Origin of the sequence: Streptomyces sp. NPDC047706, from assembly GCF_043204795.1 — a bacterium.
GTDB lineage: Bacteria > Actinomycetota > Actinomycetes > Streptomycetales > Streptomycetaceae > Streptomyces.
In genome coordinates, this window is sequence record NZ_JBIDCW010000020.1 from 42,760 (window position 1) to 61,580 (window position 18,821).

Here is an 18,821-nt window from a genome sequence, read left to right on the forward strand (position 1 = left end):
CCGTCGGCGGCGCCGGCGTACTGCGTCGGGAACACGGGGGGTGGCGGGATCTGTCATTGCAAGGGCCTCCGGCGATGCTCGGCGCAACCACGACGGCGGAGTCGCTCTCCACGTCACCCCTCGTACGCTTCCGTGCCCGAAGCGCCACGTCGCGCCAAGCGTCACCGGGCTGGACCAGCCGCCCGCCACAGGCCACCCGGTCGGCGGCGGCGGGCCCGCCCCGGGCGGCGGTCGTCCCGTCCCTGGCTACCGAACAGTACGGTCCGGGGCCCGCCGCATGCCGGATCAGTCCTGGACGGGGTCCACCTCCCAGTCGGGATGGCCCGGCATGGGCGGGGTCCGCTCGCCGTACAGCCACGGCGTGAGAAACGGCGTCAGATCCTCGCCTGCCACCTCGGACGCCAGCGCGACGAAGTCTCGGGTGCCGGCGACCCGCCCCCGGTACTTCGTCACCCAGGACCGCTCGATCTTGTCGAACGTCTCCTCGCCGACCTTCTCCCGCAGGGCGTAGAGCACCAGCGCCGAGCCGTCGTAGCGCATCACCTTGAACAGGGTCGGCTCGGTGGGTTCGGCGGGCGCCCCGTCGTCGTGCCGCCACTGGTCGTGCTGCTCGTACGCCGCCCGCATCGCGTCCTCGATACCGACGCCGCCGTGCGCCTCGGAGTAGAGCCGCTCGTAGAAGCGGGCATGGCCCTCGCTCAGCCACAGGTCGGACCACCGCCGGATGGCGACGCTGTTGCCCGTCCACTGGTGCGCCAGCTCGTGCACGAGGTCACGTTCGGCGTCCACCTGGTCGCCCAGGAGGTCGCCCTTCGGCACCACGGACAGCGACTGCGTCTCCAGCGCCACCGGCAGATCGGTGTCGCCGACCAGGACACCGTAGCGGCGGAACGGGTAGGGGCCGAGTCGGCGTTCCAGCCACTGCAGATGACCCGCGGTGCGTGCGCGAGGGGCCTCGGTGCCGGCGACGAGGCCTGCCGGGACCACGTCCCGGACGGGCAGCCCCCGCGGGCCGGTGCTGTCGACGAAGGAGAACTTCCCGATCGCCAGCTGGATCAGCTGGGCCGCGACCGGATGCTCGGAGTCGTACGTCCACCGGATCCGGCCGTCGGGCCTCCGGACGCGCTCGACCAGCCGGCCGTTCGCCACCGCGCTGAGGCCCGGCGGGGTGGTGATGAGGAAGGTCACCGGTGCGCGCAGGCTCGGGTGATCGTTCACCGGGAAGATCATCTTGGCGCCGTTGGGCTGCGCGCAGACCACGGTGCCGTCCGGGGTGGGCACCCAGCCGTACGTCTGGATCGCGTCGCCGCGCTCGCGTTGCTGGGTCGGATCGGCGGTGTAGGCGATCCGCACGGTGAAGGCGCGGCCCTTGGAGATCGGCTTCGCGGGCGTCACGACGAGTTCGTCGCCGTCGCGCGCGGTCCTCGCCGGTGCGCCGTCGACGGTCACGGCGTGCAGCGTGTTGCCCGCGAAATCGAGGTTGAAGCGGGACAGCGCCTGGGTGGCGGTGGCGCTGACGGTGGTCCGGGCGGCGAAGGGCGTGCGCGGGGCGCGCCAGTCGAAGGCGAGTGTGTACCGGCGGACCGTGTAGCCCCCATTGCCGTCGAGCGGCAGGAGAGGATCGCCGGCGCCCGGGGCGCCGGGCGCGGGGGCGGGGCCGGAGGGGATGCCGGACGGGCCGGCGGCGGGGGTGTCCCGGTGTGCGGCCCGCTGCTGGTCGCCGAAGGGGAACGTGCCGGTGAGCGCGGCGACGCCGGTGATGCCGACGGCTCCGGCGAGGGCGAGGGCGAGCGCCCCGCGGCGGGGCCGCCGCTTCCCGTCCGGTGCTTCCTGAGTGCCCGTGGGTGCCGCCTTCACCGGCGCCATCTTCGCGGGCCCCGGTGGCCGGCAGTCGTGATCCTCATGGGCGCATGATGCCAGCAGGATGTCCGCAAATCGGCTTATATGCGCGCGCCTTCCATCCGTGCGGGCTATTGGCCCTCCCGAAAAGGTTGCACCGGCACACAGTGACATCCCTCACGTGGCGGTGCCGCACCAACGGGTCTCGGTAGTACATGAGCCCCGGGCGATATACACGGACTTGCCAGACCGAAACAGACAAACAGCGCGCACGATACGGCCATATGGGACCGGCTCGCCCCTTTCGCGCCACCCACCCGGCGCACACGAAGCCTTGACGGAGCGTCAGGCGTCGCCGCGTGGGCGGTGAGCCCGGTGTGCACACCCACGCGCCCGGTTCAAGGGCCTTCGGCCACTACGAGGCCGGGTAGTAGTGAGCCTCGTTGCCCCCTACTCACGCCCCTTTTAACAATGACGGCCCCAGAAGGCGTCACCGCAGGTCAGGCACAGTGCCCACGCCGTGCCTTGCCCGGAGGCGACCCGCGACGACCGAGCGAGGTCCCATGAGGAAGCACCGCAGGAAGACGCGCCATCGGCACATAGCCGTCGCCGCCGTCGCCCTCACTGCGCTGGCAGTACCGTCGGCCGCCATGGCCTGCCTGAACGACGGCAGGGCCGAGGCAAGTGAGGCCCCCAGGCCCTACGGCCAATGGCACCACTGGATGAACGCATCCCATCCGCAGCAGAACACCACCCCTGCGGGCAACACGGCACCGCAGACGCCGGCAGCGCCGGAGAGCAGCGCCCCCGCCGCGACACCGCCGGGCGACTCCACCGCACCGGCCTCCGCGTCCAGCGCCGTGAAGCGCGTCGTGACCCTGGTGAACAGCGAGCGCAGCAAGGCCGGTTGCTCCGCGGTGAAGCTGAACGCGAAGCTCACGAAGGCCGCCCAGGACCACAGCGCCGACATGGCCGCCCACCGGAACATGTCGCACACCGGCTCCGACGGCTCGGACCCGGGCCAGCGGATCACGACGGCCGGCTACAACTGGCGGACGTACGGCGAGAACGTCGCGTACGGATACAGCTCCCCCGAGCAGGTCATGGCGGGCTGGATGTCCAGCCCCGGCCACAAGAAGAACATTCTGAACTGCGCCTTCAAGGAGATCGGTGTCGGGCTCGCCCAGCCCGGCAACTACTGGACGCAGAACTTCGGCACCGCCCGCTGACGCGCCGTCCGCTGCCGCCCCAGGACTGGCTCCTGGGGCGGCAGCGGTGCGCTGACGCCCCCCTTCCCCGCGCGGCCCGATGCGGGCGTTTGCACAGCTATGCAGTCAATTTCGACAATTTCAAAAAATAGCCCGCTTCAAGATGCCGCGTTACGCGCGCGGGACTAACGTCTAGTGTTGAAAGCCGCAAACCGGGGCACACCCCGGTCGGCATGGTTCCTGCACAACGAGGACCGCGACCGTTGCGCCGCCCGCCCGACAGGGCGCGGAAGCTGACAAGTGGCGCCGGCGGCCGAGAGGTGCTTCTTCATTCTTGCGGCGACGCCCATGACCGCGCCGCTCGCTCCATCAGCTGCGGGTGCGGCCATCCATCTCGCGCTGCGTACTGCGCGAGACGATGGAAGGAAAGGTACAACCATGCGATCACTTCGCGCGAGGCGTCTCATCGCGGCGTCTGCCACCAGCGTCCTGATGGCCGGCGGCGCAGCGATCGGCGCAGCGGGCACGGCTTCCGCCGATGTCACGACCGGGCACAGTTACAGCAACTCCTACGACAACGACTCGTGGGACGACGATGACGACTGGGGCAACGGCCACCACAGCAATTACGACGACGATGACGACGACTGGGGCAACGGCAACGGCTGGGGCAACGGCGGCGGCCACGGCGGCGGCAATGGCTACGGCGGCGGCCACGACGGTGGCAACGGCCACGGCGGTGGCGGTCACGGCGGTGGCGGTGGCCACGGCGGTGGCGGCGGTCACGGCGGTGGCGGCGGTCACGGCGGTGGCGGCGGTGGCGGCGGTGGCGGCCACTGACAGTTAGTGCTCCCTACGCGATGCGCGACTCCCCTCCGGAGCCGCGCGTCGCCATCCTCGAACCCCTTACCCCTGGTTGCCGGTTCGGCACTCGGGGTGACCCCAGCCCTCGGAGTTCTTGGCGATCTGCTCGCCCGCCGCGTAGGCGCGGCCGCAGACACAGCGGCCGGGGAACTTCGCCTTGATCGTTCGGGCGGAACCACCGCCCCTACGGGCCGTCCTGGCCGCGGCCGCCCTGCGGCGCGGGGCCGTCGGCGCAGTGTCCGGCGAGGGCGGCGGCTGCGGTGAGTCGAGGCCGCTGCCCGCGGGCTGCTGCGCCGAGGCGGCCTGGCTCGCGGCACGGTCGGCGAAGTCGTTCAGCGGATCGCCGTCGACCTGGTGGGCCGGGACGTAGCGGAACTCCACGGCACGGCCGTCGAGGAGTTCGTCGATGCGCACGACCAGGTCCTGGTTGGCGACCGGCTTGCCCGCGGAGGTCTTCCAGCCGTTGCGCTTCCAGCCGGGCAGCCAGGTGGTGACGGCCTTCATGGCGTACTGCGAGTCCATCCGGACCTCCAGCGGTACGCCCGGGTCCGTCGCCGCCAGCAGCCGCTCCAGCGCGGTGAGTTCGGCGACGTTGTTGGTGGCACGGCCCAGCGGCCCGGCCTCCCAGCGGCTGGGCGTCTCGCCCTCGTCGGCGACGACCCAGGCCCAGCCCGCCGGTCCGGGGTTTCCCTTGGACGCCCCGTCGCACGCGGCCACCACTCGTTCACGCATGTGTCCGATCATGCCATGAGCGGGCCGGGCCCCTGATCGCGGAGCCGGTCAGGAAGCGTCACTCAGGTCCGGCATCTCCCCCACGGTCGTCGTGGGGTCGATCACCGAGAAGTTCGCGCCCTGCGGGTCGCTGAGGGCGGCGAACCGCCCGAACGGGCTGTCGACCGGCCCGAACCGCAGCACGCCGCCGAGCTTGGTGGCCTGGGCGACGGCGGCGTCGCAGTCGGCCACGGTGAAGTAGACATTGATGTAGTGCGGGACGTCGGGCGGGAACTCGTCGGTCATCTTCATCCGTCCGAGGACGGGGTTGCCCCGCAGGTTGAAGATCCGGAAGTCGACGCCGTCGTCCTCCATCTGCTGCGCCGTGTAAGGGAAGACGGCGGAGAAGAACGGGTCCGACTTCTCGGGCTCGCGGGTGAACACCTCCGCCCAGCAATAGGCGCCCGGCTGGTCCATGGGTGCCTCGAACCCCTCGTGCGTACCCGGCTGCCAGATACCGAAGACGACCCCGCTGGGATCGGCGGCCAGGCACATGCTGCCGAAGTCCCCGACCTGCATCGGGTCCATCAGCACCTGGCCGCCGTTCTCGCGGATCCGGCCGGCGGTCGCGGCCGCGTCCGGCGACGCGAAGTACAGACACCACTGCGACTGGCCCTCCTGGCCGGGTACCGGCGGCACGACGGCGGAGACCGCCTTTCCCTCCGAGTAGGCCTGCGTGTAGTTGCCGAACTCCGACGTCGCCTCGCCGAAAGTCCAGCCGAGGACGTCGCCGTAGAAGGTCTTGGCTCCTTCGACGTCGCTGAACATCGCGTCGGCCCAAATGGGGGTTCCCTCTGGTTTCCCGGCCATGGCTGCGCACCTTCCGATCGGTAGGGTTTTTCCGATTCCTCACGCTAACCACCGTGAAGTCCGCCTGCGCGCCGAACGCCCACTTCCGTCCGAGACTGGAAGGGGGTCCGGACGGTCGGGGAAGGGGGCGGAGACGGCGGACGCGGGGCTCTTGCGGATCGGGGCGTCTCATGACGGTGGCGGACGCGACGATGCGGGCCTGGTCGGTGGTGGAGCCGGGCCCGGTGGAGCGGGGCGGCCTGCGACGGGTGGACAGGCCGGTGCCGCTGCCCGGCGACGACGAGTTGCTCGTGCGGGTGCGGGCCTGCGGGGTGTGCCGTACCGATCTGCATGTCACCGAGGGGGACCTGCCCGTCCACCGGCCGGGGGTCGTGCCGGGGCACGAGGTGGTCGGTGCGGTGGCGGGGTCCGGAGCGGGGGTGCGGGGCTTCGCGGCCGGGGACCGGGTGGGCGTGGCATGGCTGCGGCGCACCGACGGCATCTGCGCCTGCTGCGTGCGCGGCGCCGAGAACCTGTGCCCTGCCTCGCGGTACACGGGCTGGGACGCGGACGGCGGATACGCCGGGTACACGACCGTGCCGGCGGCGTTCGCGCACCGGCTGCCGCCCGGCCTGGACGACGTGGTGGCGGCACCGCTGCTGTGCGCCGGCATCATCGGCCACCGCGCCCTGCGGCGCGCCTCGCTGCCGCCGGGTGGACGGCTCGGTCTGTACGGCTTCGGGGGCAGCGCCCATCTGTGCGCGCAACTCGCGCTCGCCGAGGGCGCCCGGGTGCATGTCCTGACCCGGGGCGCGGGGGCGCGACGGCTGGCGCTGGAGCTGGGGGCGGCCTCGGCGAGGGACGTGCGCGAGCCGCCGCCGGAGCCACTGGACAGCGCGATCCTCTTCGCCCCCGTCGGGGATCTGGTCCCGGTGGCGCTGCGGGCGCTGGACCGGGGAGGGGTGCTGTCCATCGCCGGCATCCATCTGACGGACATCCCGCCACTGCGGTACGAGACCGACCTGTTCTACGAGAAGGAGGTGCGCAGCGTCACCTCCAACACGCGAGAGGATGCCCGCGAGTTCCTGGCGCTGGCCGCACGGCACGGGGTGCGGGCGAGGACGCACGTCTATCCCATGGCGCGCGCGGACCAGGCGCTTGCGGATCTCAAGGCGGGGCGGTTCGACGGGGCGGCGGTGCTGGTGAACGAGTGGTAGACGAACCGTTTGCCCCTGTACGCCCGCTGCCGCAGATCGAACTCGCTGAACCGCAGGCCGCCAGGCGTGTCGCCGGTGACGGTGCCTTCCAGCAGCGGGTGGAAGCGCCGGCCGTCGACGGACCGGACCAGGCCCTCGAAGCCCTTGCTGCCCGCAAGGGTGGTCCGGCCACCGTCGAGGCAGGGGTTCTCCGGGGCCTGGACGCCGTCCAGCGCGATGGGCGCTTCGAGGAGCCGTCCGCTGGCGTCGAAGTGCAGCAGGAACGGGCCGAACTCGTCGCCCGTCCAGTACGTGCCGTCGGCGACCAGAGTGGCCCGCCCGAAGTCGCCGTCCGCGCAGTCGTCCCCGGCCCCCGCGGGAGAGGCCGGCGCCACGGTCAGCAGGGCGGCGCCGAGCAGGATCGAAGGTCCTCTCATGGCGGGCACCGGCGGGACACCGGATGACCGGCACGCCAACGCGGGGAGACGAAACCGGACACGCGTGCGGTCACCGGCCCGCTGTCCGGCGCGTGTCTTCCGCCGGCCGCCGGGGTGTGCTTGCCTGGGTGGCCTTGTCGGAGGCGGGGCGGGAGTTGCCGTATGGGCAGGCCGTGGATGGTCGGGGTACTGCTGGCAGGTGCCGTGCTGCTCGGCGCCTGCGGGGATCCCGCGTCCGCACCGCAGGCCGCACCGCCCGCGCCTGCCGTGCCCGAGGCACCGGCCACCACCCAGCAGCGTGCGCCACGCGTCCCCGTGCGGGCTCCCACCGTGCTGTACCTCGGCGACTCGCTCGCGATGGAGAACCAGAAGGTCCTCGGCTCGGAACTCCGCCGGGACCTGCGGGCGCGATACACGAGCGCTCCCTACTCCGGCACCACGTTGTGCGACTACCTGGAGGGCACCGGGGTGCGGTCCCTCGTGCCGGATTCGGACAAGGCGGCGGTGCTGGTGCGGTCGGTGCGGCCGGACTTCGTGGTCCTGCAGTTCTGGGGGAACGCCTGGGACTACACGCCGTGCATGGAGGGCGTCATCCACGACACCTCCCCTGGCCGCTACCTGGAGCGGTACGCCGCCGACGCGCGGCGTCTCGCCGAGCAGATCGACGCGGCCGGCCGTGACCGGCGGCCGCGGATCGTCTGGGTGCTGCAGGGGCCGGACCCGATGACTCCCGACCGGGTCCGGCGCGTGAACGCCGTGTACGAGGAGCGCGCCGAGGCGGCCGGTGACCTGGTGGCCGACGCCGGCGGGGCGGTGAGCCCGGCCGGCGCCCGCTACACCTGGACCTAGTACCTGCCCTGCACCGCCTACGAGCGAGCGCACCCCGACTACTGCACCGAGCCCGCCGGTGACCGCACCGCGCGCCACCGCGACGACGACTACCTGCACTTCTGTCTGGCGCCCACGACGTCCACCCCGAAGCCGTGCCCGGTGCGCTCGCCGGGGATCCTTCGGATCGCGCGGGAGATCACGCGGGTGATCGGCGAGGCGGTCCGGTCCCCCTGAGGTCGCTGTCTCCGGCCGCCGTGCCCGCAAAATCGTTCGACACGACATGGGCCGTTCCACTGGGATGGCTCCCATGTGTGCCATGAAGATGCACGCCGACGAAGTCGACCTGGACGCCCCGCTGGTCCGGCGGCTGATCGCCGGGCAGTTCCCGCAGTGGGCGGAGCTGCCCGTGCGCCGACTGGAGTCCTCCGGGACGGAGAACGCGATGTTCCGGCTGGGCGGCGACCTGGTGGTGCGGCTGCCGCGGCGTCCCGGGGCCGTGGGCGACGTGCGGCACGAGCTGACCTGGCTGCCCGAACTGGGACCACGGCTGCCGGTGGCCACGCCCCGGCCGGCCGGACGGGGTGAGCCTGACGCGGAATTCCCGTTCCCCTGGTCGGTGTACCGGTGGCTGGAGGGGCGCAATCCCGTCGCCGGAAGGCTCGACGAGCCGGAGCGGCTGGCCGAGGACCTGGCGGAGTTCGTCACCGCACTGCGCCGGGTCGACGCCGGGAACGGCCCGCCGAACCTGCGGGGCGTGCCGTTGGCCACCCGGGACGAACCGACCCGCGCCGCCGTCGCGCAACTGGTGGGGCGGGTGGACACGGCCGCCGTGACGGCACTGTGGGAGGAGGCCCTGCGGGCACCGGCGTACACCGGGGCGCCCGTGTGGGCGCACGGAGATCTCTCCCCCGGCAACGTGCTGGTCCGCGAGGGACGGCTCAGCGGCGTGATCGACTTCGGTCTGGTGGGGGTGGGGGATCCGGCCGTCGATCTGATCGTGGCCTGGAACCTGCTGCCGGCGGGGGCGCGGGAGACCTTCCGCCGGGCCGTGGGCGCCGACGCCGCCGCATGGGCGCGCGGGCGTGGCTGGGCGCTGTCCATCTCGCTGATCCAGCTGCCGTACTACTGGGAGACCAACCCCTTGCTCGCCGCCAACTCACGGCACGTGATCGGGGAGGTTCTGGCCGAGCGGCGGTGAGGGCCGCCTTCCGGTGAGCACGGGCACGCCCGCACGGGCCGGGCCGGACGCGCTGCGGCAGGGGGCCCGCCGCGCGGGTGGGCGTGGTGGCGGGCCCCTGGCCGGCGGTGGGTCACTCGCCCGCGTGGGCCTCGCGCACGGCGGCGATGTCGAGCTTCCCCATCGACATCATCGCCCGGGTGGCGCGGGCGGCCTTCTCCGGGTCCGGGTCGGTGACCAGCTCGACCAGGCCCTCCGGGACGACCTGCCAGGACACACCGTACTTGTCCTTCAGCCAGCCGCAGGGTCCGGGCTCGCCGCCGCCCTCGGTGAGCCTGGCCCAGTAGTGGTCGACCTCCTGCTGGTCCGCGCAGAAGATCTGGAAGGAGACCGCCTCGTTGAACTTGAACTGCGGTCCGCCGTTGAGCGCGACGAACTTCTGGCCGTTGGCCGTGAACTCCACGGTCATCACCGAGCCCGCGGGCCGGAGGGCGCCCTCGCCGTAGCGGGCGAGCCTTCCGATGCGGGAGTTCTTGAAGATCGAGACGTAGTGGTGTGCGGCTTCCTCGGCCTGGTCCTCGAACCAGAGGCATGTGGTGAATCCGTCGGTGGCCATGGGCACCTCCTGTGCGGCGAAGCGGTCATCCGTATCGACCGGCGCGGCCCGCGAAACTCATCGGCCACGTCCGGCATTCATCCCGCGGACGTGGAGGAACGCGGAACTAGCATCGCGACCATGACGACGTCACCGCCCGCCGACGGCATCCGGCCCTTCCGGCTCGACATCCCGCAGAGTGACCTGGACGACCTGCACGACCGCCTCGACCGCACCCGGTGGCCCGAGGGACTGTCCGGCGCCGGCTGGGCGTACGGCGTGCCCGGCGACTATCTGCGTGAACTCGTGCGGTACTGGCGGAGCACCTACGACTGGCGTGCGGCCGAGGCGCAGCTCAACGAGTGGCCACAGTTCACGACCACGATCGACGGGGCGAACGTCCACTTCGCGCACGTCCGCTCCCCCGCGCCGGACGCCACCCCGCTGATCGTCACGCACGGCTGGCCGGGCTCGATCGTGGAGTTCCGGGACGTGGTGGGACCGTTGACCGACCCGGCCGCGCACGGCGGGGATCCGGCCGACGCGTTCCACGTCGTACTGCCGGGCATCCCCGGCTTCGGGCTGTCCGGGCCGACCCGGGACACCGGCTGGGAGGCGGGACGGGTCGCCGACGCCTGGGCCGAGCTGATGAGCCGGCTCGGCTACGAGCGCTTCGGGGCGCAGGGCGGTGACTGGGGGGCGGCCATCTCCCGCGAACTGGGCCGCGCCCATCCCGGCCGGGTGATCGGCGTGCACCTGAACCTGCTGCCCGGCGCGCAGGCGGCCACCGAGCCGACCGGCGAGGACCTGGCGGGGCTGAGCGCCGAGGAGCGGGAGCGGACGCTCACCTCCTGGCACCGGTGGAACGCGTGGTCGCGGGAGGGCACGGGGTATGCCGCGCTGCAGTCCACCCGGCCGCAGACCCTGTCGTACGCGCTGACCGACTCGCCCGTCGGTCAGCTCGCCTGGATCGTCGAGAAGTTCAAGGAGTGGACGGACTCGCGGGAGCTGCCGGAGGAGGCAGTCGACCGGGACCGGATGCTCACCAACGTGATGCTGTACTGGCTGACCGGGACGGCCGGTTCGTCGGCCCGGATCTACTACGAGCGGGCGCACGCGCGCACCGGGGCCCGCAGGGCCGAGCCGCGGGAGCGGTCGACCGCGCCGACCGCCGTCGCCCTGTTCCCGGCCGAGATCCAGATCCCGCTGCGCCACCTGGCGGCCCGCACCGACAACATCGTGCGCTGGACGACGTTCGACCGGGGCGGGCACTTCGCGGCGATGGAGGAGCCGGACCTGCTGGTGGGCGACGTCCGGGCGTTCTTCCGGCAGTTGCGCGAGCAGCGGGGCCGGTGACCGCGGCCGCCGGGTGCGGCGGCTCTGCCCTCGGCGAATCTGCGGCGGGCAGAGAAGTCCGCCAGGCGCGGGGGCCGGGGCCGAGAGTGGAGAACGCACCACACGCTTCCACTCCCCCGACCCGAGGAGCGCACATGTCGCCACACACCGCCCTGCTGCCGCCCCGTGCCGAGGAGGGCGACACCCCGCCCACCCGGTTCGACGACCACCTGGCCGCGCAGTTGCTCGGGCAGCGGATCGTCCTGCTGGGCACCCAGGTGGACGAGGTCTCCGCCAACCGGGTCTGCGCGCAGCTGCTGCTCCTGTCCGCCGAGGATCCGCGCACCGACATCAGCCTGTTCATCAACAGCCCCGGCGGCTCGGTGCACGCGGGACTCGCCATCTACGACACCATGCGGCTGATCCCCAACGACGTCTCCACCCTCGCGATGGGGTTCGCCGCGAGCATGGGGCAGTTCCTGCTCAGCGTGGGCACCTCCGGCAAGCGGTTCGCGTTGCCGAACGCGCGCATCATGATGCACCAGCCGTCCGCCGGTATCGGCGGCACCACCGCGGACATCGAGATCCAGGCGGACAACCTGGAGTTCACCAAGCGCACCATCGAGCAGATCACCGCGGAGCACACCGGGCAGAGTCCGCAGACCATCTCCCGCGACGGTGACCGGGACCGCTGGTTCACGGCCGGGCAGGCCAGGGAGTACGGCCTCGTGGACCGGGTCGTGGAATCGTTCACCGACATCCGCCCGGCGGGCGCACGGCGACGGACGGGGCTGTAGCCATGGGGACGTACACGATTCCGAACGTGGTCGAGCGCACCCCGCAGGGCGAGCGGTCGTACGACGTGTTCAGCCGGCTGCTGTCGGAGCGGATCATCTTCCTCGGCACGGAGATCGACGACGGTGTGGCCAACGTCGTCATCGCTCAGCTGCTGCACCTCGAGTCGGCGGCGCCGGAGAACGAGATCGCGATCTACATCAACTCCCCCGGCGGATCGTTCACCTCACTGATGGCGATCTACGACACGATGACGTTCGTACAGGCGCCGATCTCGACGTTCTGCGTGGGACAGGCGGCCTCCACGGCGGCAGTGCTGCTGGCCGGCGGGGATCCGGGGCGGCGCTTCGTCCTGGAGCACGCGCGGGTGCTGCTCGGGCAGCCGGCCAGCGGCGGCCGGCAGGGCACGGTGTCCGATCTCGCCCTCCAGGCCAAGGAGATGGTCCGGATCCGCTCCCAGGTCGAGGAGGTGCTGGCCCGGCACACCCGCCACGAGCTCGCGACCCTGCGCGCCGACATGGACCGCGACAAGGTGTTCACCGCACCGGAGGCGGTGGCGTACGGGCTGGCCGACGAGGTGCTGAGCCGGCGCCTCGTGACGGTCTGAGGCGCCCAGGCGGCGTCAGGCGGCCAGGCAGAGGCCGTTGTGGGGTGCGGCGGACGTGGCACGGCCGCGTGTGCGCGTGTGCCGGGTGAGGTCGCTGTGCGCCCGCGTCAGCAGATCGCCCAGGCCGAGTCCGAGGGCCTGGGCGGCGGCGGCGAGCACCTCCGAGGATGCCTCCTTGCGGCCGCGCTCCACCTCCGACAGATACGGCATCGAGATCCGGGCGGCGTCGGCGACGTCCTTCAACGTCCTTTCCTGCGCCAGCCGCTCACGCCGCAGCACCTGACCGACGAGGTCACGCCAGAGCGGCTCCTTGCCCGCCGGCCGGGCCGGGGGTCCGGGCCGCGCCCCGGCTGCGGGGCGAACACCCCCGGAACGCGGCTGCGGGCGCAGCGGGAACACGAGGCCCTCGTTCGGCGTCGTCTGCTTGTCCGGCGCTTGGTTGCTCACCACTCCAGCCTAGGTTCGCGGCCCGTCAGGGGAAGCCCGCGGCGTTCCGCCCACGGCGGAATCGGACGAATCACCCCGTAACAGTAAACATGGGTTTTCGTAGGAGGAGTTGGCCGCGGCTGCCCGGCGGCAGCGGCCCGCAGTCCGCCGGCGCACGCGTCCCGCTCGCCGGAGTCCCGGGCCCGCGTGCCCTGTTCGGGCCACCCCGGAATCGACGGGCATGCGAAGAGAAGGCCCGGGTACACGCAGGAGTACGTCGTCGGCCTCGGGATACTCACCGGGGCATGACGAGGGGTACCACCGAGAACAACAGAAGCCGAAGAGGCAGACGCCGCACCATGACTGTCGTGGGAGAGGTAATGGACACCGCCGTGACCGGGTCGGAGGCACAGGCCGTCAAGGACAGCCCCGTGGCCAGGACGGGTGAGGGGTCGGCACCGGAGGTCGTGGACCCCCGTGCCGTGGCTCCACGCGACGCGCGCGAGCTGTCCCGCCAGTTCTTCGCGCGCCTGACCGAACTCGAAGAGGGCACGCACGAGTACCAGTACGCGCGCAACACCCTGATCGAGATGAACATGTCGTTGGTGCGCTTCGCCGCGGGCCGGTTCCGCAACCGCGGGGACGACATGGAGGACATCGTCCAGACCGGGATGATCGGCCTGATCAAGGCCATCGACCGGTTCGAACTCTCCCGCGAGGTCGAGTTCACCTCCTTCGCGCTGCCGTACATCGTCGGTGAGATCAAACGGTTCTTCCGCGACACCACCTGGGCCGTGCACGTCCCCCGCCGCCTTCAGGAACTCCGCGTCGAACTGGCCAAGGCCCGCGAGGAACTGGCCAGCCGGCTGGACCGGGACCCCACCGTGGCCGAGCTCGCCACGCTGATGAACATCTCGGAGAAGGAGGTCGTCGAGGCCCAGATCGCCGCGAACGGCTACAACTCCGCTTCCCTGGACGCCGCCCTCACCGGCGACGGCCCGGAGAACGGTGAGTCCGTCCTCGCCGACTTCATCGGTGTCGAGGAACAGGGACTGCGACTCGTCGAGGACTTCCAGTCACTCGCCCCGCTGATGGCCGAACTCGACGAGCGTGACCGGCAGATCCTGCATCTGAGGTTTGTCGAGGAGGCCACCCAGGCCGAGATCGGCGAGCGGCTCGGATGCTCCCAGATGCATGTGTCCCGGCTGCTCAAGCGGATCATCGTGCGGCTCCGCCGGGGCATGCTCGGGGAGCTGGGCTGCGCCTGACAGGGCAACCCGACCGCAGGCCGGCGGAAGAATTCGGACCGTAGGTGGGTCCCTGGCCACGCGTCAGGGGCTCACTGCGTGTCCTCCAGCGGCATCACCGCACGCACCAGCTTGCCCACCGGCACCCGCTCGACGGTCACCTCGGCCGCGAGGGCGTGAACGATCTCCAGGCCGTGCCGGCCGATGCGGGCCGGGTCACGCGGGAACCGCCTGGGCAGGGCGGCGCTGCTGTCGTACACGGACACCGCCAGGGCGCTGTCCGTCCCTTCCAGCTCCAGGATGTACGGCCCGTTGCTGTGCCGGTCCGCGTTGGTGACCAGTTCGCTCACCACGAGGAGCACCGCTCCCTCGACGCGGTCGTCGATCTCGGCACACCACTCGGTCCTGAGCTGGCCGAGGAAGAGGGCGGCGAGGGACCGCGCCTCGGCGATGCACCCCGGCTCGCCCGTGTAGTGCGCCGCCCGCCGTAGTGGTTCCACGGGCACGTCGAAACCAGTCGGTACGACGGCCCCGTCCCCGTGCTCGATCATGCCTGTCTCTCTCCGAAGCCGGCCGTGCCGGACGCTGCTGCACCAGTCCTCGTACCCCGAGCCGGGCGCCCCAGTCCATAGTGCCGCAGACGTCACACAGCCGGAGCGTTTGCGGGCCATTCAGGGGGTCATGTACGCGCAGGACGAACGCTCCGCGTCGCCGACGGCACGAGAAATCATGGGATATAGGCCGTAGAGCACGATGTTTCGGACTTTTCTCCTATGCCGACGCGGACGGACCTCCCGGCGCGCGCCCGGTGCCCGCGCTGCTTAGCGTGGCAGCGTGAGCGCCCGAACCCCCTCCGGTCAGGCACCGGCCCGCCCCGGCTCGGTGCAGGCCCTCCTCGTGGTGCTGGCCGGGCTGGTCGCCATGGGGGTCACCGCCGCACTGGGACTGTGGGCGGCGGGGGCGGCTCAACTGCCGGACGCGGCGTTTTGGCGGGTGGTCGCGGCGACCGTCGTCATCGCGGTGGGCGGGGTCGTCGAGTTCTCGGGAGGCGCCTCAGGCCTGGCCGAGACGACGGCGGGGCTGACCGTGATCCCATTGTCCGTGACACTGGCCGGCGCGCTGGTGATCGCCGTGGGTTTCCTCCGGCCGCTGCGGCGCCGGGCGCCGGCGGGTGCCGGGGAACTGGGCGCGTGGGCCGCGAAGGTGGCCGTCCTGTGGCTGCTGGGGCTGCTCGGTCTCGCCCTCGCGGCCCGGCAGACGTTCCGGATCTCGCTCGGCGAGGGGGCGATCAGCGCCATCGGCGATCTGTTCGGCCTCACACCCGAGGTCGGCTTCGCGGCGGACGTGCCGCTGTCCCTGTTCTTCGGCCTGCTGTGGCTGGCGGGTGTGCTCGTACTGGCCCTGCTGGTCGCACCCGGCACTCCCTTGCGGGACCCGCTGCCGCGTTTGCGGGAGGCGGTGCGTCCGGCCGCCTACGCCATGGTGGCCCTGCTGCTCGTGTACGTCGTAGTGGGCACGGTCATCGGCCTGATCGCCGCGGGGACCCGCGGGCATCCGGCCGAGACCTTCGCGACGCTGCTCCTCGGACTGCCGAACCTCGCGTGGCTCGGGCTCACCCTCGGCATGGGCGCCACCTGGGACGGCCGGGTGGAGGGGCCGTTCAGCCTGCCGATGCCCCCCGTGCTCGACCAGGTGCTGCGGTCCGAGGACGTCCAGGCCCTGAACGTCGGCACGCTCTCCGAACACGACGGCCGGGTGTGGTGGCTGGTGGTCGCGGCGCTGGTGCTGGTGCTCGCGGCCGCCTTCGTGATGGCAGCCCGCTCCCCGGCCCGGCTGCCGCTCTGGCAGCACGCCGTGCGCATGGCCGTCGCGCTGGCGCTCACCGTGCTCATGATCTGCCTGGTCGGCCGCGTCTCCGCCTCCTACGGACTGTCGGTGCTCGGCATCGGCGATCTGGGCGGCGACCTCGCCGGGGAGCTGTTCCTGCGGCCACGCATCTGGGGCGCGCTGGGGCTCGCCCTGCTGTGGGGGCTGGTGACCGGTGCCCTCGGCGGACTGCTGGCCAGGGCGGTGGGGCGGCGGCGAGGGACGAGGCCCGGGAGTCCGGGCGGTACCTAGGCGAGCTTCCCGCGGCAGAGGCGTCCGCCAGTACCTAGGCGAGCTTCCGGCAGTACAACGCGTCCGGCGTGCGCGAGGACCCCACGCGTCCCGTGTACGCGATCCCGGCCGCGTACTCGTCGTCCGCGCACTGCCCCTTGTAGCGGCCGACCGCGAAGTCACCGCCCTTGGGGGCTGGTCCCCGGTTGTCGCCGCGGTCGAACCAGACCGTGCGGCCGGCGCCGCCGAGTCCTCCCGCCGGGGCGGCCACGCACAGGGCGGCGGAGACGGCGGAGCCGCGGACGCTGTAGCCGGCCAGGTAGTGACCGGCGGCGCACTGGAGCTTGGTGTAGCCGGACGCCCAGTCGTTGCCCGCCGTGACGTGCCGCTCGTCGCGGACCACCTCGTGTCCGCCGGCCGGGACCCACGAGGCGGACACGTCCGAGCACAGGCCCCGGTTGCCGGTGTGGCTGAGGCCGAGCAGCCGCTGGCCGTCGGGGCAGGCGGCCTTGCGGGCGCCGGAGTCCCAGTCGGGCAGCGCGCGCATGCGCCGCGACTGGACGAAGTCGCCGTGGTCGGGGCTGAGCTGGGACCACTCGGGCACCGCCGCCACCTGGCCGGTGCGGCCGGAGGCGCCGACGAGCCGCGTCCAGGCGGCGGCCCGCCAGTCGTCACCGTCGTACAGCCCCATGCGGTGGCCCGCCGCGTCCCAGTGCAGCAGCGCCCAGCCGTTGCCCTTGCGGTTCTCGTGCCAGCCGACGAGTGGCCAGTAGGCGAAGTCGGCGTCGGTGCGGACGAGATGGTCGACGAAGTTCTCGAACCAGGCCCGCTGCCGGGCACCGGTCTCGCCCCGGCCGCCGACGCCGAACTCGCTGATCCAGACCGGTGCGGTGAAGTGCCGGTCCCGCTCGGCGGCGGTGAAGAAGGCCTGGCGGTTCAGTACGTCGATCAGCTCGGCCGGGCTCAGGTCGCGGTAGCGGGGGTCGGTGGTCTCGCCCGTCCCGGTGGCGCCGCTGTGGTTCGGGCCGGTGTAGTCGTAGAAGTGGGCGGAGTACACGAGTTTGCCGGAGTCGACCAGGGTGTGCGAGAGACGCCGCACCGGCTCCAGGGTGGGGCGCTCGTGCGGGAATCCGTCGACGGGGATGCCGGTCCAGTTGATGCCCTCGACGACGATCAGGAGGTCGGGATTGGCCTCCGTCAGGATGCGGTCGCCGACGCGCTGCGAGGCGGCGAACCAGTCGTGGTCGTCGCCGAGCCCCCAGTTGGGGTCGTCCCAGATGTCGCGGCGCACCTCGTTGTAGAGGTCGGCGCCGACGACCCGCTTGTTGTCCTGGTAGCGGCGGGCCATGAACAGCCAGTCGTTCTCCCAGGTCCGTGTCGGCCGGCTCGCGTTCCAGCGTTCGTTGCCGTCGATGCCGCAGCACCAACGGGTCGTGTTGGTGTGGTTGTTGAGGATCACCGCCAGCCCCGCGGCGGTCAGCTCGCGGACCACGGCGTCGTACACCTGGAGCGGGGTCATGCCGCGCAGGACGGGATTGGCGGCGACGGCGTCGTCCGTGACGGGAACGGTGTCGTGGATCATCTCGTTGGAGAAGGGCAGCCGGATGCTGTTGACTCCGATCTCCCGCAATCCGGCGACGATCTCGGCCATGGGGGCACGGTCCAGGCCGAGCGGGATCCGGCCGGCGTTCTCGCCGGCGTGGTGGTTGCCGTCGTCGGCCGTGCTGCCGGTGCCGCTCCAGGTGCCGCTGGCGCCGTGCCAGTTGCCGGATCGCAGCTTGAAGCGGTCACCGTCGGCGTCGACGATCCAGCGTCCCCGCGTGCTCAGGGGGGCCGTCCATTCCGCGGCGGCCTCGAGCCGGGGGACGGCCCCGGCTGCGGCGGTGGCCCCGGGGCCCTGCACCAAGGGCAGCACAAGGGCTACGGCGGCCAGTGTGGCCCTGACGACGGCTGCGCGCACGGTCACCATCCCGACGATGTTGTCATGGCAGCGTCATCATGCTGGACGGCGCGCCGGCGGTCCAGCCCCCGCAGTGCCGCAGGCCCCCGATGGCACGTGTCAGGCGACGGTGACGACAAGGGCCGGGACGGTGCGCTGCATCCGCAGGGCGTCGACGGACTCGGCGAGCAGCTCGTACTCCGTGGTGTCGTCACAGATGGCGATCCTGACCAGCCGCCCGGCCGCCAACTGGTCGGCGATCAGCTCCTGCCGGCCCGCGTCGGCGCACCAGGCGCGCAGCACCGACGGCACGTCGGCCACGCCGGAGCCGACCGGAATCAGTGCGTTGGGCGGATACGGCGCGTCACCGGGCTGGGGATCGAGCCGCTCGGCGATCCAGTTGGCGCGATCGCGCAGCCACCACAGCGCCAGCGCCAGAGTGGGTGCCCGGTACGTACCGAGCGGCACGCCGATCCGCCGGCCGCCACACGTGCCGTACGCCGTTACATGGCACAGGAATTCGTCGTGCACGCTCGCCTCCCCCGTCGCGTTGCCCGCCAGCGGTGATGCCCCGCTTTCGGTGCGACTCCCGTGCGGTGAAAACAGTCCCTGCACCCTTGAGTATCTTCACTGTTGAATCACTGTCACCATGCCATTCCGGCCAGTCT

General features: G+C 71.9%; 18 protein-coding genes and 1 pseudogene. 10 read left to right on the forward strand and 9 right to left on the reverse strand.

Going from position 1 to position 18,821, the window contains the following annotated elements:
* Positions 1-285: 285 nt before the first annotated feature.
* Positions 286-1,857, reverse strand: coding sequence for a M1 family metallopeptidase (locus tag ACGF8A_RS23180; RefSeq protein WP_393111097.1), 1,572 nt, complete (start codon positions 1,855-1,857; stop codon positions 286-288).
* 545 nt (positions 1,858-2,402) lie between these two features.
* Between ACGF8A_RS23180 and ACGF8A_RS23185 the strand changes: the two genes are divergently transcribed.
* Both ACGF8A_RS23185 and ACGF8A_RS23190 read left to right on the forward strand, forming a co-directional pair.
* A complete protein-coding gene (locus ACGF8A_RS23185; RefSeq protein ID WP_393111099.1) occupies positions 2,403-3,068 on the forward strand; it encodes a CAP domain-containing protein in 666 nt (221 codons plus the stop codon).
* 417 nt (positions 3,069-3,485) lie between these two features.
* Entirely contained in the window at positions 3,486-3,887 is a 402-nt protein-coding gene (locus ACGF8A_RS23190; protein ID WP_393111101.1) for a hypothetical protein, read from the forward strand.
* 66 nt (positions 3,888-3,953) lie between these two features.
* On the opposite strand, the gene ACGF8A_RS23195 is transcribed toward ACGF8A_RS23190, so the two are convergent.
* Positions 3,954-4,655, reverse strand: a complete 702-nt coding sequence (locus ACGF8A_RS23195) for a ribonuclease H (RefSeq protein WP_393111103.1) — start codon at positions 4,653-4,655, stop codon at positions 3,954-3,956.
* A gap of 36 nt (positions 4,656-4,691) precedes the next feature.
* Positions 4,692-5,492 carry a VOC family protein gene (locus tag ACGF8A_RS23200; RefSeq protein ID WP_393111105.1) on the reverse strand — a complete coding sequence of 267 codons (801 nt, stop codon included), beginning with the start codon at positions 5,490-5,492 and terminating at the stop codon, positions 4,692-4,694.
* 191 nt (positions 5,493-5,683) lie between these two features.
* Between ACGF8A_RS23200 and ACGF8A_RS23205 the strand changes: the two genes are divergently transcribed.
* Positions 5,684-6,688 (forward strand): zinc-binding alcohol dehydrogenase family protein, encoded by a 1,005-nt coding sequence (locus ACGF8A_RS23205; protein ID WP_393111273.1) that lies wholly within the window; start codon positions 5,684-5,686, stop codon positions 6,686-6,688.
* Here ACGF8A_RS23205 and ACGF8A_RS23210 read toward each other — a convergent pair.
* Complete coding sequence (locus ACGF8A_RS23210; RefSeq protein ID WP_393111107.1) at positions 6,601-7,104, reverse strand: esterase-like activity of phytase family protein; 504 nt, start codon at positions 7,102-7,104, stop codon at positions 6,601-6,603. The two genes, ACGF8A_RS23205 and ACGF8A_RS23210, sit on opposite strands and share 88 nt — an antisense overlap.
* Before the next feature lie 162 nt (positions 7,105-7,266).
* Between ACGF8A_RS23210 and ACGF8A_RS23215 the strand changes: the two are divergent.
* Both ACGF8A_RS23215 and ACGF8A_RS23220 read left to right on the forward strand, forming a co-directional pair.
* A pseudogene (locus tag ACGF8A_RS23215) lies at positions 7,267-8,169 on the forward strand (SGNH/GDSL hydrolase family protein).
* An 88-nt stretch (positions 8,170-8,257) separates the two neighbouring features.
* Entirely contained in the window at positions 8,258-9,133 is an 876-nt protein-coding gene (locus ACGF8A_RS23220) for an aminoglycoside phosphotransferase family protein (protein ID WP_393111275.1), read from the forward strand.
* A gap of 112 nt (positions 9,134-9,245) precedes the next feature.
* On the opposite strand, the gene ACGF8A_RS23225 is transcribed toward ACGF8A_RS23220, so the two are convergent.
* Entirely contained in the window at positions 9,246-9,728 is a 483-nt protein-coding gene (locus ACGF8A_RS23225) for a VOC family protein (RefSeq protein WP_393111109.1), read from the reverse strand.
* Positions 9,729-9,848: 120 nt separating this feature from the next.
* On the opposite strand from ACGF8A_RS23225, the gene ACGF8A_RS23230 reads away from it, so the two are divergent.
* From ACGF8A_RS23230 to ACGF8A_RS23240, 3 genes are all read left to right on the forward strand, one after another.
* Positions 9,849-11,063: an epoxide hydrolase family protein gene (locus ACGF8A_RS23230; protein ID WP_393111111.1), complete on the forward strand. Its 1,215-nt coding sequence runs from the start codon at positions 9,849-9,851 to the stop codon at positions 11,061-11,063.
* A 134-nt stretch (positions 11,064-11,197) separates the two neighbouring features.
* On the forward strand, positions 11,198-11,839 hold the full coding sequence (locus tag ACGF8A_RS23235; RefSeq protein ID WP_393111113.1) for an ATP-dependent Clp protease proteolytic subunit: 642 nt from the start codon (positions 11,198-11,200) through the stop codon (positions 11,837-11,839).
* A gap of 2 nt (positions 11,840-11,841) precedes the next feature.
* The gene (locus ACGF8A_RS23240) at positions 11,842-12,444 is read left to right on the forward strand and encodes a ClpP family protease (protein ID WP_393111115.1); all 603 of its coding nucleotides are present in this window, start codon (positions 11,842-11,844) and stop codon (positions 12,442-12,444) included.
* Between the two features lie 15 nt (positions 12,445-12,459).
* Here the strand turns inward: ACGF8A_RS23240 and ACGF8A_RS23245 are convergent, their stop codons facing one another.
* The gene (locus tag ACGF8A_RS23245) at positions 12,460-12,891 is read right to left on the reverse strand and encodes a helix-turn-helix domain-containing protein (RefSeq protein WP_393111117.1); all 432 of its coding nucleotides are present in this window, start codon (positions 12,889-12,891) and stop codon (positions 12,460-12,462) included.
* Positions 12,892-13,250: 359 nt separating this feature from the next.
* Here ACGF8A_RS23245 and ACGF8A_RS23250 point away from each other — a divergent pair, with 359 nt between their 5' ends.
* A complete protein-coding gene (locus ACGF8A_RS23250; protein ID WP_393111277.1) occupies positions 13,251-14,138 on the forward strand; it encodes an RNA polymerase sigma factor SigF in 888 nt (295 codons plus the stop codon).
* Between the two features lie 71 nt (positions 14,139-14,209).
* Here ACGF8A_RS23250 and ACGF8A_RS23255 read toward each other — a convergent pair whose 3' ends face one another.
* Positions 14,210-14,668: an ATP-binding protein gene (locus ACGF8A_RS23255; RefSeq protein WP_393111119.1), complete on the reverse strand. Its 459-nt coding sequence runs from the start codon at positions 14,666-14,668 to the stop codon at positions 14,210-14,212.
* Between the two features lie 283 nt (positions 14,669-14,951).
* On the opposite strand from ACGF8A_RS23255, the gene ACGF8A_RS23260 reads away from it, so the two are divergent.
* The gene (locus ACGF8A_RS23260; protein ID WP_393111121.1) at positions 14,952-16,235 is read left to right on the forward strand and encodes a streptophobe family protein; all 1,284 of its coding nucleotides are present in this window, start codon (positions 14,952-14,954) and stop codon (positions 16,233-16,235) included.
* Between the two features lie 34 nt (positions 16,236-16,269).
* Here ACGF8A_RS23260 and ACGF8A_RS23265 read toward each other — a convergent pair whose 3' ends face one another.
* Complete coding sequence (locus ACGF8A_RS23265; RefSeq protein ID WP_393111123.1) at positions 16,270-18,183, reverse strand: glycoside hydrolase family 5 protein; 1,914 nt, start codon at positions 18,181-18,183, stop codon at positions 16,270-16,272.
* Between the two features lie 90 nt (positions 18,184-18,273).
* On the reverse strand, positions 18,274-18,684 hold the full coding sequence (locus ACGF8A_RS23270; protein ID WP_393111125.1) for a hypothetical protein: 411 nt from the start codon (positions 18,682-18,684) through the stop codon (positions 18,274-18,276).
* Between the last annotated feature and the right edge of the window lie 137 nt (positions 18,685-18,821).

Coding starts and splice junctions, on each gene's coding strand:
- ACGF8A_RS23185 (WP_393111099.1), top strand. CDS start 2,403: ATGAGGAAGCACCGCAGGAAGACGCGCCATCGGCACATAGCCGTCGCC.
- ACGF8A_RS23190 (WP_393111101.1), top strand. CDS start 3,486: ATGCGATCACTTCGCGCGAGGCGTCTCATCGCGGCGTCTGCCACCAGC.
- ACGF8A_RS23195 (WP_393111103.1), bottom strand. CDS start 4,655: ATGATCGGACACATGCGTGAACGAGTGGTGGCCGCGTGCGACGGGGCG.
- ACGF8A_RS23200 (WP_393111105.1), bottom strand. CDS start 5,492: ATGGCCGGGAAACCAGAGGGAACCCCCATTTGGGCCGACGCGATGTTC.
- ACGF8A_RS23205 (WP_393111273.1), top strand. CDS start 5,684: ATGCGGGCCTGGTCGGTGGTGGAGCCGGGCCCGGTGGAGCGGGGCGGC.
- ACGF8A_RS23210 (WP_393111107.1), bottom strand. CDS start 7,104: ATGAGAGGACCTTCGATCCTGCTCGGCGCCGCCCTGCTGACCGTGGCG.
- ACGF8A_RS23220 (WP_393111275.1), top strand. CDS start 8,258: ATGCACGCCGACGAAGTCGACCTGGACGCCCCGCTGGTCCGGCGGCTG.
- ACGF8A_RS23225 (WP_393111109.1), bottom strand. CDS start 9,728: ATGGCCACCGACGGATTCACCACATGCCTCTGGTTCGAGGACCAGGCC.
- ACGF8A_RS23230 (WP_393111111.1), top strand. CDS start 9,849: ATGACGACGTCACCGCCCGCCGACGGCATCCGGCCCTTCCGGCTCGAC.
- ACGF8A_RS23235 (WP_393111113.1), top strand. CDS start 11,198: ATGTCGCCACACACCGCCCTGCTGCCGCCCCGTGCCGAGGAGGGCGAC.
- ACGF8A_RS23240 (WP_393111115.1), top strand. CDS start 11,842: ATGGGGACGTACACGATTCCGAACGTGGTCGAGCGCACCCCGCAGGGC.
- ACGF8A_RS23250 (WP_393111277.1), top strand. CDS start 13,251: ATGGACACCGCCGTGACCGGGTCGGAGGCACAGGCCGTCAAGGACAGC.
- ACGF8A_RS23255 (WP_393111119.1), bottom strand. CDS start 14,668: ATGATCGAGCACGGGGACGGGGCCGTCGTACCGACTGGTTTCGACGTG.
- ACGF8A_RS23265 (WP_393111123.1), bottom strand. CDS start 18,183: ATGGTGACCGTGCGCGCAGCCGTCGTCAGGGCCACACTGGCCGCCGTA.